The following is a 13,749-nucleotide window of genomic DNA, read 5'->3' as shown; positions in this document are numbered from 1 at the left end:
AGTGACTCGGCGGTCGCAACTTGGTGCATGAAATGCCCGCACGAACCGCTTTGGTGCCTTTTCGCCTTTAGGTCTGCCTGCTTATGGAAAATCTGCAAAGCGCTGTGGACACCCTGGTGCACAGCTCCAACACGTTGTTCATTCTGATCGGTGCGGTGATGGTGCTGGCGATGCACGCCGGTTTCGCCTTTCTGGAAGTCGGTACGGTCCGGCAGAAAAACCAGGTCAACGCCCTGTCGAAAATCCTCAGCGATTTCGCTGTCTCGACCCTGGCCTATTTCTTTATAGGCTATTGGATCTCCTACGGTGTGACCTTCATGCAACCGGCGGCGGTGCTGAACGCCGATCACGGTTATGGCTTGGTGAAGTTCTTCTTCCTGCTGACGTTCGCGGCGGCGATCCCGGCCATTATTTCCGGGGGCATCGCCGAGCGTGCGCGCTTCGTTCCGCAGTTGTGTGCGACGGCGCTGATCGTGGCGTTTATTTATCCGTTTTTTGAAGGAATGATCTGGAACGGCAACTATGGCCTGCAAGCCTGGTTGGCGGCGCAGTTCGGCGCGCCGTTCCATGACTTCGCCGGTTCCGTGGTGGTGCACGCCATGGGCGGCTGGCTGGCGCTGGCGGCGGTGCTGCTGCTCGGCCCGCGCAACGGGCGTTATCGCGATGGACGATTGGTGGCTTTCGCGCCGTCGAGCATTCCGTTTCTGGCGCTGGGCTCGTGGATTTTGATTGTCGGCTGGTTCGGCTTCAACGTGATGAGCGCACAGACGTTGCAAGGTGTCAGCGGCCTGGTCGCGGTCAACTCGTTGATGGCGATGGTCGGCGGCACCATGGCGGCATTGATCGTCGGGCGTAACGACCCGGGCTTCCTGCACAACGGCCCGTTGGCCGGGCTGGTGGCGATCTGCGCCGGTTCGGACTTGATGCACCCGGTGGGCGCGTTGGTCACCGGCGCGATTGCTGGCGCACTGTTTGTCTGGTGCTTCACCGCCGCGCAAGTGAAATGGCGCATCGATGATGTGCTGGGTGTGTGGCCCTTGCACGGTTTGTGCGGCGTGTGGGGCGGGATCGCCTGCGGCATCTTCGGCCAGAGCGCGCTCGGTGGCCTGGGCGGCGTCAGCCTGATCAGCCAGTTGCTCGGCAGCGCGCTCGGCGTCGCGGTGGCGCTGATCGGTGGCTTCGTCGTGTACGGCGCGATCAAGGCGCTGCATGGGCTGCGCCTCAGTCAGGAACAAGAGTATTACGGCGCCGATCTGTCGCTGCACAAGATCGGCGCGGTGAGTCAGGACTAAGTTTCTTCATCGTCGGCTCCGGGATAAAAGCCGTGCAGGAGGCGATAGCGGTCGATGCGCACCTGATCGACTTGCTCCTGCACCTGATGCGCCGGCAGGCCGAGCATGATCAACGCATGCGAGGCGAGCATCAGGCTCGATTCCAGTAATTCCGGCACCACTTCGCTGGCCCCGGCGGCTTTCAGTTCGCTCCATTGGCTGTCGTCGCGGGTGCGCACCAGAATCGGTATGTGCGTGTTGAGTCGCCGCGCTTCCTTGAGGATGCGCAGGGCGACATCGCTTTGATCGACGGCGATCACCAGTAGGCGGGCGCGCAACAAACCGACGGCGGTGAGCAGATCGCCGCGCGCGGAGTCGCCGTAATGCACGTCACTCTCGCCAGAGGCGGCTTCTTGAACACGCACCGGATCGTTGTCCAGCGCGATATAGGCTTGCCTGGCGTTGCGCATGAAGCGGCCAATGGATTGGCCAACACGACCATAACCACAGATCACTACGTGCTGGTCGAGGTCGGCGTTGAGTGCGCTGATCTCTTCGATCTGTGCTTCCTCATTGGGCTTGCGATGCAGGGCAGCAGCGATGCGTGGCGCCGCGCGCAACAACAGCGGCGTCAGCAACATCGAGCAGAATGTCGCCGCCAGTAGCAAGGCGCCGAGCCTTGCCGGCAGCAGGCTGTTTTGTTGCATCTGCGCCATCAGCGCGAAGCAGAACTCGCCGCCCTGAGCCAAGGCCAGACCGCTGCGCCACGCGGTTTCGCTGTCACTGCCGCGCCACTTCACCAGCAGCGCGACGACGATGCCTTTGATCACCATCAAACCGACGGTAAGCCCGAGAATCAGCACGCCGTCACTGACAAACAACTGCAGGTCGATCAGCATGCCGATGCTGACGAAAAACACCCCGAGCAGAATGTCGCGGAACGGCCGGATATCGGCTTCGATCTGATGCCGGTAGTGGCTTTCGCCGAGCAACATGCCGGCGAGAAACGCGCCGAGGGCAGGGGACAAACCGAGCAAGTGCGTCAGCCACGCCGTCAGCAGCACAATCACCAGCGCCAGCAGCACGAACAATTCCGCCGAGCGCGAAGCCGCCACCTCATGGAACAGCCGTGGCAGCAACCAGCGGCTGGCGAGCAGCAGGCCGACAAACAACACCACGGTTTTCGCCAGCGTCAGCGGCAGCGCCCAATACCAGGCCTGCGTGCTGCTCCCGGCGAACACCGGCACCAGCGTCAGCAGCAACACCGCGACCACGTCCTGAAACAGCAGCACGCCGATCGCGTTCTGACCGTGGCTGCTGAACACTTCGCCGAGGCTGCCGAGTTCTTTGGTGACAATCGCCGTGGAAGACAATGACAGCCCGGCACCGAGCAACAGTGCGGGCGTCAACGGCATGCCCAGCAACATCAGCAGTGAACCGAGCAGCGCCGTACTGATCAGCACCTGCTGACTGCCGAGCCGGAACACCACTTGGCGCAACGCAATCATCTTCGACAGGGAGAATTCCAGCCCGAGCGAAAACAACAGGAACACCACGCCCAGTTCAGCCACGTCAGGCAGGTGCTCACTTTCGTTCACCCAGTCGAATGCGCTCGGCCCGACCAGCAGCCCCACACACAGGTAACCCAGCACCGGTGGCAAGCGCAGGCGACGGAACAGGGCAATCACCACGAGGGACGAGGCGAGGATGATCAACAGGTTGGCAAACACTGGACACTCCGATGTCAGGCTCTGGCTGTTCAAGCGTAGAGGCAAAAAGACCGGGAGGATCGCGTAATTGGTTTTTCGCTGGACTGATGTGCGTCAGGGTTTTGCGCACAAGCCGTGTCGGCGCGCGCAAGCCTTTAAGCGGCGGTGGGTCGACGGGTTTTGCGCTGCGGCCTAGAATAGGCGCACTCTTTTTGTGGTCGAGCGATCATGCCTCCTGAATGTCAGCTGTTCGGCACCCTCGGATGCCATTTGTGCGAATTGGCCGAAGCCGAGCTGATGCCTTTTGTCGAGCACGGTCTGCTGGTGGAACTGGTGGATATTGCTGACGATGAGTCGTGGTACGAGGCTTACAGTCTGCGTATTCCGCTGTTGCGCCGCGTCGACACCGGTGCCGAACTGGGCTGGCCGTTCAATGCCGATCAGGTGGTGGCGTTCCTTCGTTAAGCGTTTTTTTGCCACATCCCGCCGGTCGCGGCGGCGCATCCATTCCTTGGCACTTTGCGGATTATTCGGTTACTGTATGTTCATACAGTAATTGGGTTGACCTGTTGCATCCTGGTTTTTTGCAGGGTGGAGCAGGTGAGCCGGACGTCAGAGGGATGAACCGTGGTCAATGTCGAACAATTGAAGAACAGCGTAAACCGGATGTCGGTTGACGTGGTGCGCGAGGCCGTTACCGAATTGCGTCTCGACGGCTTGGTCACGGAAGGCAAGACGCCCTTCAGTAAAGTCCATTTCAATACGTGTTTTGCCGAGATCGAGGCGCTGTTTCAGCGTGCCGGTTATCACAAGCAACTCGACGTGGTCGGTTATCAAGGATTGCTCTACGCCTTGTATGACCCGGGTCGTTGGGAGGCGGTCGAGGTGTTGCGCTGGCTCAAGGAATTCACTGAGGCGGCGGCGCTCAAGTCGATTCCGGCCTGAGGATTCTGCGCTAGGTTCGTTTCCCCCAGTGTTGGATAATGCCAGCCTGCATTGAGGGTTAGAGTTTTCGTATGTCCACATCTACATTTTCCGCGGCACACAATCAGGCCAGCACCCTGTATCTGCCACCGGGCTCCTGGCAGACAGTGCTTGATTGCCTGTGCGAGCACTTCCGGGCCATCAGCCGCGAGCAGTGGCTGGATCGTATCGCTCGTGGTCGCGTGCTGGACGGCAATGGTCAGCCGATCACGGTGGATCTGCCGTACAAGGAAGGCCTGCGCATTCACTACTTCCGTGAAGTGCCGGACGAGAAACCGATTCCGGTGGTCGAGTCGATTCTTTATGCCGATGAGCATCTGGTGGTCGCGGACAAACCGCATTTCCTGCCGGTGACGCCGGCCGGCGAGTACGTCGAACAGACGTTGCTGCGCCGTTTGATCCGGCGTCTGGACAATCCACATCTGGTGCCGTTGCACCGCATCGACCGGCACACCGCCGGGCTGGTGATTTTCTCGGCCAATCCGCAAACCCGTTCGGCGTATCAGTCACTGTTCCCGACCCGGCAGATCGACAAGCGCTACGAGGCGATCGCGCCTGCACTGCCTGAACTGAACTTCCCCTTGGTACACAAGAGCCGCCTGGTCGATGGCGAACCGTTTTTCCGCATGCAGGAAGGGCCGGGCGTCAGCAATACCGAAACCGCCGTGGAAGTTCGCGAGAGAAGTGGCGATCTGTGGCGCTATGGCCTGTACCCGGTCACCGGCAAAAAACATCAACTGCGTGTGCACATGACCGCATTGGGCGCGAGCATTTGCAACGACCCGTTTTACCCGGACGTGTTGAAGGACGTCGAGGATGATTACGCCAATCCGCTGAAACTGTTGGCGCAGGGCCTGCGCTTCATTGATCCAGTCACTGGGGAGGCGCGTGAATTCGAGAGCCGTATCACCTTGCAGTGGTGACAGCGCTTATAGCTTCTGATTCTTGACACTGTACGGTCACGTTATCTAGCATGTGGTCATGCGCCGATTTAAACAGCTACTTGCGGGGCGCCAGGTGACTCAATCAGTTGCCGTCAGAAGCCGGAACAGGGCTTCGAAATACCGCTAAAGCGCTGGTTCGGTGTTGCCTCTCACCTGCCATGCAGACTTTTGAGGCAGAGACACGACCAATGAATGCACTACGCCCTCCTGCACGTCCCGCGCCGATCACTGCGCATATCACTCAACGCAACCCGAAAATCCTGCTTGGCGGCAAACATCAGCCGACGCTGTTGCGTTATCTCGATGGCTGGCCACGTCGCAGTGGCGGCCCTGCCGCGTTCCTGATCCAGTTCGTTGAAGACGGCGAGTCACTGGCGCGGTTTGCCAGTGACAGCTTTGATCTGGCGGTGATTCAGGCGCCAAGCACGGAAGATGCCCCGGAAATGATCAAGCAGCTGACCCGCGTGGCGCGGCAAGGTCTGATCACCCGCCGCTGACGGTGTCAGAGGTATTCGATTGCGACGATGTAGACGAATTGCTCGCCGGTCGGCGTCTGCACCCGCACTTCAGCATCCAGCGCCTTGCCGATCAAGGCGCGGGCCAGCGGTGAATCGATGCTGATCAAACCCAGTTTAAGATCCAGTTCATCGGGGCCGACGATGCGGTAGCGCGATTGCTTGCCGTCTTCGTCCTCGATGGTCACCCAGGCGCCGAAGTAGACCTTGTTCGGATCGCTGGGCTTTTCGCTGACCACCTTGAGCGCTTCCAGACGTTTGGTCAGAAAGCGCACGCGGCTGTCGATCTCGCGCAGCATCTTTTTGCCGTAGGTGTATTCGGCGTTTTCCGAACGGTCACCTTGCGCTGCAGCCTCGCTGACCGATTGCGTGACCTGCGGGCGACGCACATGCCACAGCTCATGGAATTCGGCACGCATCCGCGCTTCACCTTCAGGGGTGATCAGCGCGGTGCCGGCGGTGCGGGGAGGGCGATAACGGCTCATGGCAACTTCTTGTGATTAAGACCGCTGGAGTCTATCAACCCTCGCGCAACACTGTCAGTGGACTTGCATTGAGCGCCCGACGCGTACCGAATACGCCCGCACCACCGATCAGTACAGCGCCAATCAATGGCAGCACCAGCAACCAGGGATGCGGATGCCATGGCAAGTCGAAGGCGAAACGATAGAGCACCAGACTGACCACTTCCGAGCCAATGGCTGCGAGCAAACCGCTGACTGCACCAAGCAAACCAAACTCGATGCGCCGCGCCTTGATCAGCAATTGCCGCTCGGCGCCCAGCGCACGCAGCAACGCGCCTTGGCGGATGCGCTCATCCAGCGTCGCTTGCAGGCCAGAGAACAGCACCGCCATTCCCGCCGCCAGCACAAACAACAACACATATTCCACGGCCAGGGTGACCTGGGCGAGGATGCTGCGCAGTTGTTCGAGCAGGGCTTCGACCTGGAGAATGGTCACGGCCGGGAATGCGCGCGACAGCTCGACAATCTGTTGGTCGTGACCGGGCGCCAGGTAGAAGCTGGTCAGGTAGGTCGCCGGCAGGTCCTTGAGGGTGCCGGGCTGGAAGATCATGAAGAAGTTCGGCTGGAAGTTATCCCAGTTGATCTCGCGCAGGCTGGTGACCCTCGCTTCACGATTGACCCCGCCGACGCTGAACACCATGTGGTCGCCGAGTTTCAGTTTCAGGCTCTCGGCGACTTTGCCTTCGACCGAGACACCCGGAACGTCGTCCGCTGGTTGTTCGCTCCACCACGTGCCCGCCGTCAGTTTGTTGCCCGCTGGCAGATCGGCGGCCCAGGTCAGGCTCAGGTCGCGTTGTACTGCACGGTCGCCAGCGGAATCCTTGCTGACGATTTGCTGCACCGCTTCACCATTGATGCTGATCAATCGGCCCGGCACCACCGGATACAACGGCGCCGCCTGAGCCGACACGTTGACAAGGTGATCAGTGAAGGCCTGTTTGTCTGCGGGCAGAATGTTCAGGGCGAAATAGTTGGGCGCGTTTTTCGGCAACTGGTTTTGCCAGGTGTCGAGCAGTTCGCCGCGCAGCAGGGCGATCAAGGCCATCGACAACAGGATCAGGCCGAATGCCAGCGATTGGCCCGCCGCGGCCAATGGATGACGCAGCAACTGACCCAAGCCCAGCCGCCATGGCAACGAAGCGCGGGCGAGCATTCGCCGCAGGCTATTGAGCAGCAACAGCAGCAAGCCGCCGAGCACCAGCGCGGCGATCACGCCACCGCCAAGCAAGGCGAACGTCAGCAGCAGATCCAGGCTCAGGCGCCACATGATCAAACCGAGTGCGCCGAGCGCCGCCCCGTAAACCATCCAGGTGCTCGATGGGATCGGCAACATGTCGCGACGCAAAACCCGCAGCGGCGGCACACGACCCAACGCTGCCAAAGGCGGCAAAGCAAACCCGGCCAGTGCGACCAGCCCGGTGCCGATCCCGGCGATCGCCGGGAACAGACCGCCCGCTGGAACGTCGCTTGGCAACAGATCATGCAGCAGGGCAAACAGGCCCAATTGCGCCAGCCAGCCGAGCAGCGCACCGCTAAGGGCAGCGAGCAAACCGAGTACCGTCAGTTGAATGCTGAACAGCAGCATGGTTTCCCGCCGCGACAATCCCAGGCAACGCAGTAGCGCACTGGCATCAAAACGGCGGCTGGCAAAACGGTTCGCCGACAACGCTACCGCTACACCGGCCAACAACACAGCGACCAGACTGGCCATGTTCAGATAACGTTCGGCCTTGCCCAGCGCACCGCCAATCTGCCGGTTGCCATCGCGGGCATCCTGAATCCGCTGGTTGGCTGCAAGGCCTGGTTTGATCAGTTGCCGATAGGTTTCCAGCGCCTGCGGTTCGCCGCGCCACAGTTCGCGGTAACTCACGCGGCTACCGGGCTGCACCACGCCAGTGGCAGCGAGGTCGTCGAGGTTGATCATCACCCGCGGTGTCAGGCTGTAGAAGTTACCGGCGCGATCCGGCTCGTAAGTCAGCACGCGGGCCAGCTTCAGTGTCTTCATGCCGACATCGATACTGTCGCCGATCTTCAGATCGAGCGCCGTCAGCAGGCGCGCTTCGACCCACGCTTCGCCGGGTTGCGGCTCGCCGCCAACGTCTTCCGCAGCAAAGGGCGCCGGGGCGCTTTTAAGTTCGCCGCGCAACGGATAGGTGCGGTCGACCGCCTTGATGCTCGACAACTGAATACCGTTGTCAGTGGCAATGACGCTGGAGAACTCCACCACCTGTGCATGCTGCAGGCGCAACTCGGTGCCGCTCTTGATTTGTTCTTCGCGGGTCGGCGAGCTGCCTTCAAGGACCAGATCGGCGCCGAGAAACTCAGTGGCGCGCAACATCATCGCGCCGTTGAGGCGGGCGCCGAAGTAACCGATGGCGGTACTCGCCGCCACCGCCACGACCAACGCGAAGAACAACACCCGCAATTCCCCGGCGCGGGCATCGCGCATCAATTGGCGAATGGCGAGACTGAACAGACGCAACAGCGGCAAGCGTGCCATCAAGGCTCCAGAGGGGCGACCAACAGCCCGGCTTCAAGACGGATCAGGCGCCGGCAGCGATGGGCCAGGCGTTCGTCGTGGGTCACCAGCACCAGGGTGGTGCCGCGTTCCTTGTTCAGTTCGAAGAGCAAGTCGCTGATGCGCTCGCCGGTGTGGCTGTCGAGGTTGCCGGTGGGTTCATCGGCAAACAGCACATCGGGCTCGGCGGCAAACGCTCGGGCAATCGCTACACGTTGTTGCTCGCCACCGGAGAGCTGGCGCGGCGAGTGCGTCAGGCGCTGGCCGAGGCCGACGCGCTGAAGCAGTTCCGTCGCACGCTCGCGCGCGTCTTTGCGGCCATCAAGCTCCAGCGGCAGCATGACGTTTTCCAGCGCATTGAGGCTGTCGAGCAGTTGAAACGATTGAAAGACGAAACCGACGTGCTCGGCACGAATGCGCGCGCGCTGGTCTTCATCGAGATTGCTCAGGCTCTGTCCGGCGAGGATGACTTCGCCACTGCTCGGCAGGTCGAGGCCGGCGAGCAGGCCGAGGAGGGTGGATTTGCCGGAACCGGACGCGCCCACAATGGCCAGGCTGTCGCCCTTGTTCAGTTCCAGGCTGAGTTCGTGCAGGATAGTCAGTTCACCTTCCGCGCTGGGAACCACTTTGCTGAGGTTCTTCGCGGTGAGAATGCTTGCGCCCATGGAGAATCCGATGCGTGTATGGTTTTTGAGTGCTGGCCTGGCCGTCATGTGCATGGCCCAGAACGCAGCGGCGGGTACTGTCCTGATCGTTGGCGATAGTATCAGCGCCGGTTTCGGCCTGGATACCCGCTTGGGGTGGGTGTCGTTGCTGGAGCAACGGCTCAAACAGGAGGGTTTCGACGATAAAGTGGTCAACGCCTCGATCAGCGGCGACACCAGTGCCGGAGGCCAGGCGCGGCTGCCGGCGCTGCTTGCAGAGCATAAACCGGCGCTGGTGATCCTTGAACTGGGTGGCAACGATGGCTTGCGCGGAATGCTGCCAACTCAATTGCAACAAAATCTTGCCTCGATGATCGACAGCTCCCGTCAGAGCGGCGCCAAGGTCCTGCTGCTCGGCATGCAGTTGCCGCCCAATTACGGCAAGCGCTACACCGATGCTTTCGCTGAGGTCTACGGCAAACTCGCCGACGATAAAAAGATCCCGCTGGTACCGTTTTTCCTCGACGGCGTCGGCGGTCATCCGGACTTGATGCAGGCCGATGGACTGCACCCGGCAGCCGGGGCTCAGGGCAAGTTGCTGGAAAATGTCTGGCCGACGCTAAAACCGCTGTTATGAGGCTTTTCTAAGGGCAGGCTTTCGGCTAATGTGGCGCCCCCTTATTTGGAGCCCCCGATGTCGCGTTCTGCCTGGTCCCTGTTTGCCTACCAACTGATCGAGCCTGACGAGCAGCTGGATCTGTTCGCCTGCCAGGAAGTGCGGGTGCATCTGGTGACCCGGCAACTCGAACTCGGTGGTTCGGCTGATCGCACCCTGTGCGGCAGCTTGCTCCCGGCGCAACCGCGCTGGTCGAGCGTTGATCGCCGGGTGTTCCAGGATCAGCGCCTGTGTTCGCTGTGCCGGGCGATTCTGGAATCGCAGAAGCGCGGCACCTCGCCGATCTGGCCTGAGCTGCGATTCGAGCTTTAAGGTCAAAAGATCGTCCGATCGCGGCCCGAGCCTTCGGCAGCTCCTACAAGGAAGGGCGTACACCTGTAGGAGCTGCCGAAGGCTGCGATCTTTTCGCATTCAGCACGGTCCATCGGCGTGGCTCCCCGAATATTCAAAGTGCGGTGTACAATCGCGCTCTTATACCCTTGTTGATCATGCGAAGGATTTTCCGGATGTTGCCGCGCTTTCCTGCCGTCACCCGCTGCCTGTCACTTGCCGCCCTGTGTGTGGCCGGTCCCGTTGCTGCATTGGAGTTCCCCCTGCCACCGCCCGGTGAAGACATCATCGGCCAGGTCCAGGTGATCAAGGCCAAGTACGAAGACACCTTCGCCGATCTGGGCACGACCTACGATCTGGGTTATTCGGAAATGGTCGCGGCCAACCCGGGCGTCGATGCCTGGTTGCCGGGCGCCGGCACTGAAATCGTCTTGCCGACCCGCTTCATACTGCCGCCGGGCCCGCGCGAAGGCATCGTGATCAACCTCGCCGAGTACCGCCTCTACTACTTCCCGAAAGGCAAGAACGTGGTTTACACGTTCCCGCTGGGTATCGGTCGTGAAGGTTGGGGTTCGCCGATCGCCCACACCTCGATCATCGCCAAGACGCCAAATCCGACCTGGACACCGCCCGCATCGATCAAGGCTGAACACGCCGCCGACGGTGATCCGCTGCCAAACGTAGTGCCGGCCGGCCCGGACAATCCATTGGGCCCGTTCAAGTTCACGCTGGGCACGCCGGGTTATCTGATCCACGGTTCGAACAAGAAATTCGGGATCGGCATGCGCACCAGCCACGGCTGCTTCCGCATGTTCAACAACAATGTGCTGGAGATGGCCAGCATGGTGCCGGTCGGCACGTCGGTGCGCATCCTCAACGACGCCTACAAGTTCGGTCGCAGTGGCGGCAAGGTTTATCTGGAAGCGCACACGCCGATCGACGACAAGGGCAACCCGTCGGTAGTCGACAAGCACACTGCAGTGATCAACGCGATGCTCAAGCGTGAAGACGTCACCAACAACCTGCGCATGAACTGGGATGTGGTGCGCGATGTGGTGGCGGCTGAAGATGGCCTGCCTACGGAAATCGGCACGCCGACTACCTCGGCACCGATTGTTTCGAGTGCGCCAATCGATTTGCAGCAATAAGGCAATAAAAAACCCGCCGACGCTTCACGCGCCGGCGGGTTTTTTATTGCCTGGACAAAAGCATCGGGCACAAAAAAGCCGACCCAGACATCGGATCGGCTTGATAACAATCCCGAGGGATTATTACTTGCGGCTAGCTTTGTCCAGCATGCGCAGAGCACGCTCGTTAGCTTCGTCAGCAGTCTGTTGTGCTTTTTGAGCAGCAGCCAGAGCTTCATCAGCTTTACGGTAAGCTTCGTCTGCACGAGCCTGGGAGCGAGCAGCTGCGTCTTCAGTAGCGGTCAGACGTGCTTCGGTTTCTTTCGATGCGCTGCTGCAACCGGTAGCCAGAACTGCGGCCAGAGCCAGAGCAGAGAATTTCAGAACGTTGTTCATCGTGTTCCCCTTCAAGGACTTTCAAATTAAGTGGCTGTCTCCTCACGATTGAGGAAATAGCCGGCGTACATACTACCCATTACTTGTAGTAAGTAAACTGACGTAGCGCAAGAAGCAAAAAAAATTGTAGGCGCTGATTCTTTTTCGAGCAACTTTTAACTGCACTGTATAAAAAATATCCAGCTGCAAGCCCCGCACTGAGCGAGTTAATCAGAAAAAGTTCCCGTTACGATGTGCTGTTTTTGCAGTCTTGGCTAAAGTCTTTCTAGATGAATTCGTCCACACTTTTGTTCCGATTTTGCGTGCTGCTTCGCTTATCTTTTGTCCATGTTGAGGTGACTTTAAAAAAGGTTGCACGTCTTAAGTCTCAACATCCGGCAATGTTCAGGTGAGCGGCTTGGGAAGATCTTCTCCCCCTCCACCCCTGCGTCCATCGGAGCAACCCCCGTCAACCGGCTTGATGACGAGCGCACCTTGAGCATTTTTGCCAATGGAGCCTACTATTTATCAGGTGCTCGGTTGCGCGAGATCGGTGTGGCTCTTCTCGGTGTCCAACAGGCACGGGGTGGCGTAGATGTTCCTTCGCCGGAAAAACATCGGTAAGGTAGGGGTCAGAATCCAAGACCCGCGAGGAGTAGTGATGAGCGAGGCGTTGTCCATCCACCATGACCAGGCTGGTCATCAGTTCGAGACCAATGTGGACGGTCATCGTGCCTACCTGACCTATATGGATCTGGGGAAACAGACCCTGGATATTTACCGCACGTTTGTGCCCAACGCCCTGCGCGGGCGTGGCATTGCCGCTGCGCTGACCGAAAGCGCGCTGCAGTACGCCGAAGAAATGGGCTACACGGTGATCCCGTCGTGCTCCTACGTCGAGCGCTACATGGAGCGTCATCAGCGCCGCGCCGCGAAGATCTGAACCGCACACACAAAAACGCCGGGCAATGCCCGGCGTTTTTTTATGCCTGCGAAACGCTGAATCAGTTGCGCTGACGTTTCGGCAGAACATCCTTGAGCTTGGCGTGCATGCTGCGCAAGGTGTTCTCGGTGGCAGACCAGTCGATGCAGGCATCGGTGATCGACACGCCGTATTGCAGGTCGGCGAGGTCTTTGGGAATCGCCTGGCAGCCCCAGTTCAGGTGACTTTCGACCATCAGGCCGATGATCGACTGGTTGCCTTCGAGGATCTGGTTGGCGACGTTTTCCATCACCAGCGGTTGCAGGGCCGGGTCCTTGTTGGAGTTGGCGTGGCTGCAATCGACCATGATGTTCGGCTTGATCTTGGCCTTGTTCAGCGCCTGCTCGCACAGGGCGACGCTGACCGAATCGTAGTTCGGCTTGCCGTTACCGCCGCGCAGCACCACGTGACCGTAGGCGTTGCCTTTGGTGGTGACGATCGACACGCCACCTTCCTGGTTGATGCCGAGGAAACGGTGCGGGCTGGAGACCGACTGCAGGGCGTTGATCGCCACGGTCAGGCCGCCGTCGGTGCCGTTCTTGAAGCCGACTGCCGAGGACAGGCCAGAGGCCATTTCACGGTGAGTCTGCGATTCAGTGGTGCGCGCGCCGATGGCCGACCAGCTGATCAGGTCCTGCAGATACTGCGGGGAGATCGGGTCGAGGGCTTCGGTGGCGGTCGGCAGGCCTTTTTCGGCCAGATCCAGCAGCAGCTGACGACCGATGTGCAGGCCGTCCTGAATCTTGAACGAGTCGTCCAGGTATGGATCGTTGATCAGGCCTTTCCAGCCGACGGTGGTGCGTGGCTTCTCGAAATACACGCGCATGACCAGATACAGGGTGTCGGAGACTTCCTCCGCCAGCACCTTGAGGCGATCGGCGTATTCGTGGGCAGCCTTGATATCGTGGATCGAGCACGGGCCGATCACTACGAACAGACGGTGGTCAGTGCCATCAAGAATGTTGCGAATGACTTCGCGGCCCTTGGTGACGGTGCGCAGGGCGGAGTCGCTCAGAGGGATATCACGCTTGAGCTGATCAGGAGTGATCAGGGTCTCGTTAGAGGCGACGTTTAGGTCGTTGATCGGTAAATCAGCCATCGTTTACTCGTCAGGTCACGGGTGCCGGCCGCCAGCGATCCCCGCGCGGCG

General features: G+C 60.2%; 15 protein-coding genes. 9 read left to right on the top strand and 6 right to left on the bottom strand.

Going from position 1 to position 13,749, the window contains the following annotated elements:
- Nucleotides 1-83: 83 nt before the first annotated feature.
- Nucleotides 84-1,292 carry an ammonium transporter gene (locus tag ACQ4MY_RS21865; protein ID WP_008079911.1) on the top strand — a complete coding sequence of 403 codons (1,209 nt, stop codon included), beginning with the start codon at nt 84-86 and terminating at the stop codon, nt 1,290-1,292.
- Here the strand turns inward: ACQ4MY_RS21865 and ACQ4MY_RS21860 are convergent.
- Nucleotides 1,289-3,001 carry a cation:proton antiporter gene (locus ACQ4MY_RS21860; protein WP_008079912.1) on the bottom strand — a complete coding sequence of 571 codons (1,713 nt, stop codon included), beginning with the start codon at nt 2,999-3,001 and terminating at the stop codon, nt 1,289-1,291. The genes ACQ4MY_RS21865 and ACQ4MY_RS21860 overlap by 4 nt on opposite strands.
- A gap of 207 nt (nt 3,002-3,208) precedes the next feature.
- Between ACQ4MY_RS21860 and ACQ4MY_RS21855 the strand changes: the two genes are divergently transcribed.
- The 4 genes from ACQ4MY_RS21855 to ACQ4MY_RS21840 all read left to right on the top strand — a co-directional run bounded on the left by ACQ4MY_RS21855 (nt 3,209) and on the right by ACQ4MY_RS21840 (nt 5,405).
- Complete coding sequence (locus tag ACQ4MY_RS21855) at nt 3,209-3,445, top strand: glutaredoxin family protein (RefSeq protein WP_440096434.1); 237 nt, start codon at nt 3,209-3,211, stop codon at nt 3,443-3,445.
- Nucleotides 3,446-3,607: 162 nt separating this feature from the next.
- On the top strand, nt 3,608-3,925 hold the full coding sequence (locus ACQ4MY_RS21850; RefSeq protein ID WP_008079918.1) for a hypothetical protein: 318 nt from the start codon (nt 3,608-3,610) through the stop codon (nt 3,923-3,925).
- Between the two features lie 71 nt (nt 3,926-3,996).
- Nucleotides 3,997-4,887: a pseudouridine synthase gene (locus tag ACQ4MY_RS21845; RefSeq protein WP_440096433.1), complete on the top strand. Its 891-nt coding sequence runs from the start codon at nt 3,997-3,999 to the stop codon at nt 4,885-4,887.
- A gap of 209 nt (nt 4,888-5,096) precedes the next feature.
- On the top strand, nt 5,097-5,405 hold the full coding sequence (locus ACQ4MY_RS21840) for a hypothetical protein (RefSeq protein ID WP_008079920.1): 309 nt from the start codon (nt 5,097-5,099) through the stop codon (nt 5,403-5,405).
- A gap of 5 nt (nt 5,406-5,410) precedes the next feature.
- Here the strand turns inward: ACQ4MY_RS21840 and greB are convergent, their stop codons facing one another.
- Genes greB through ACQ4MY_RS21825 form a run of 3 tightly spaced genes read right to left on the bottom strand, consistent with a single transcriptional unit; the run spans nt 5,411 to nt 9,130 of the window.
- Entirely contained in the window at nt 5,411-5,908 is a 498-nt protein-coding gene (gene greB / locus ACQ4MY_RS21835) for a transcription elongation factor GreB (protein ID WP_008079921.1), read from the bottom strand.
- A 34-nt stretch (nt 5,909-5,942) separates the two neighbouring features.
- A complete protein-coding gene (locus ACQ4MY_RS21830) occupies nt 5,943-8,447 on the bottom strand; it encodes an ABC transporter permease (protein WP_440096432.1) in 2,505 nt (834 codons plus the stop codon).
- Nucleotides 8,447-9,130 carry an ABC transporter ATP-binding protein gene (locus ACQ4MY_RS21825; RefSeq protein ID WP_008079923.1) on the bottom strand — a complete coding sequence of 228 codons (684 nt, stop codon included), beginning with the start codon at nt 9,128-9,130 and terminating at the stop codon, nt 8,447-8,449. Before ACQ4MY_RS21825 ends, ACQ4MY_RS21830 begins: the two co-directional genes overlap by 1 nt.
- A 10-nt stretch (nt 9,131-9,140) precedes the next feature.
- Between ACQ4MY_RS21825 and ACQ4MY_RS21820 the strand changes: the two genes are divergently transcribed.
- The 3 genes from ACQ4MY_RS21820 to ACQ4MY_RS21810 all read left to right on the top strand — a co-directional run bounded on the left by ACQ4MY_RS21820 (nt 9,141) and on the right by ACQ4MY_RS21810 (nt 11,263).
- Entirely contained in the window at nt 9,141-9,746 is a 606-nt protein-coding gene (locus ACQ4MY_RS21820) for an arylesterase (protein WP_008079924.1), read from the top strand.
- Nucleotides 9,747-9,803: 57 nt separating this feature from the next.
- On the top strand, nt 9,804-10,097 hold the full coding sequence (locus ACQ4MY_RS21815; RefSeq protein ID WP_007908575.1) for a hypothetical protein: 294 nt from the start codon (nt 9,804-9,806) through the stop codon (nt 10,095-10,097).
- A gap of 194 nt (nt 10,098-10,291) precedes the next feature.
- Nucleotides 10,292-11,263, top strand: coding sequence for a L,D-transpeptidase family protein (locus tag ACQ4MY_RS21810; protein ID WP_008079925.1), 972 nt, complete (start codon nt 10,292-10,294; stop codon nt 11,261-11,263).
- Nucleotides 11,264-11,386: 123 nt separating this feature from the next.
- On the opposite strand, the gene oprI is transcribed toward ACQ4MY_RS21810, so the two are convergent.
- Nucleotides 11,387-11,638 carry an outer membrane lipoprotei OprI gene (gene oprI / locus ACQ4MY_RS21805; protein ID WP_003199355.1) on the bottom strand — a complete coding sequence of 84 codons (252 nt, stop codon included), beginning with the start codon at nt 11,636-11,638 and terminating at the stop codon, nt 11,387-11,389.
- A 640-nt stretch (nt 11,639-12,278) separates the two neighbouring features.
- Between oprI and ACQ4MY_RS21800 the strand changes: the two genes are divergently transcribed.
- Entirely contained in the window at nt 12,279-12,560 is a 282-nt protein-coding gene (locus tag ACQ4MY_RS21800) for a GNAT family N-acetyltransferase (RefSeq protein ID WP_003226804.1), read from the top strand.
- Between the two features lie 61 nt (nt 12,561-12,621).
- On the opposite strand, the gene ACQ4MY_RS21795 is transcribed toward ACQ4MY_RS21800, so the two are convergent.
- A complete protein-coding gene (locus tag ACQ4MY_RS21795) occupies nt 12,622-13,698 on the bottom strand; it encodes a 3-deoxy-7-phosphoheptulonate synthase (protein ID WP_440096431.1) in 1,077 nt (358 codons plus the stop codon).
- Nucleotides 13,699-13,749 lie beyond the last annotated feature (51 nt).

The sequence above is a fragment of the Pseudomonas sp. SM4 genome (genome assembly GCF_051913165.1).
Classification (GTDB): Bacteria; Pseudomonadota; Gammaproteobacteria; order Pseudomonadales; family Pseudomonadaceae; genus Aquipseudomonas.
The sequence above is the reverse complement of the archived record's forward strand: the minus strand, read 5'-3'. Positions and strand labels throughout refer to the sequence as shown.

Bases quoted from the DNA above. Each gene is read 5' to 3' on its own strand.
- ACQ4MY_RS21840 (WP_008079920.1), top strand. From the start codon at position 5,097: ATGAATGCACTACGCCCTCCTGCACGTCCCGCGCCGATCACTGCGCAT.
- ACQ4MY_RS21845 (WP_440096433.1), top strand. From the start codon at position 3,997: ATGTCCACATCTACATTTTCCGCGGCACACAATCAGGCCAGCACCCTG.
- ACQ4MY_RS21830 (WP_440096432.1), bottom strand. From the start codon at position 8,447: ATGGCACGCTTGCCGCTGTTGCGTCTGTTCAGTCTCGCCATTCGCCAA.
- ACQ4MY_RS21810 (WP_008079925.1), top strand. From the start codon at position 10,292: ATGTTGCCGCGCTTTCCTGCCGTCACCCGCTGCCTGTCACTTGCCGCC.
- greB (WP_008079921.1), bottom strand. From the start codon at position 5,908: ATGAGCCGTTATCGCCCTCCCCGCACCGCCGGCACCGCGCTGATCACC.
- ACQ4MY_RS21795 (WP_440096431.1), bottom strand. From the start codon at position 13,698: ATGGCTGATTTACCGATCAACGACCTAAACGTCGCCTCTAACGAGACC.
- ACQ4MY_RS21820 (WP_008079924.1), top strand. From the start codon at position 9,141: ATGCGTGTATGGTTTTTGAGTGCTGGCCTGGCCGTCATGTGCATGGCC.
- ACQ4MY_RS21815 (WP_007908575.1), top strand. From the start codon at position 9,804: ATGTCGCGTTCTGCCTGGTCCCTGTTTGCCTACCAACTGATCGAGCCT.
- ACQ4MY_RS21865 (WP_008079911.1), top strand. From the start codon at position 84: ATGGAAAATCTGCAAAGCGCTGTGGACACCCTGGTGCACAGCTCCAAC.
- ACQ4MY_RS21825 (WP_008079923.1), bottom strand. From the start codon at position 9,130: ATGGGCGCAAGCATTCTCACCGCGAAGAACCTCAGCAAAGTGGTTCCC.
- oprI (WP_003199355.1), bottom strand. From the start codon at position 11,638: ATGAACAACGTTCTGAAATTCTCTGCTCTGGCTCTGGCCGCAGTTCTG.
- ACQ4MY_RS21800 (WP_003226804.1), top strand. From the start codon at position 12,279: ATGAGCGAGGCGTTGTCCATCCACCATGACCAGGCTGGTCATCAGTTC.
- ACQ4MY_RS21855 (WP_440096434.1), top strand. From the start codon at position 3,209: ATGCCTCCTGAATGTCAGCTGTTCGGCACCCTCGGATGCCATTTGTGC.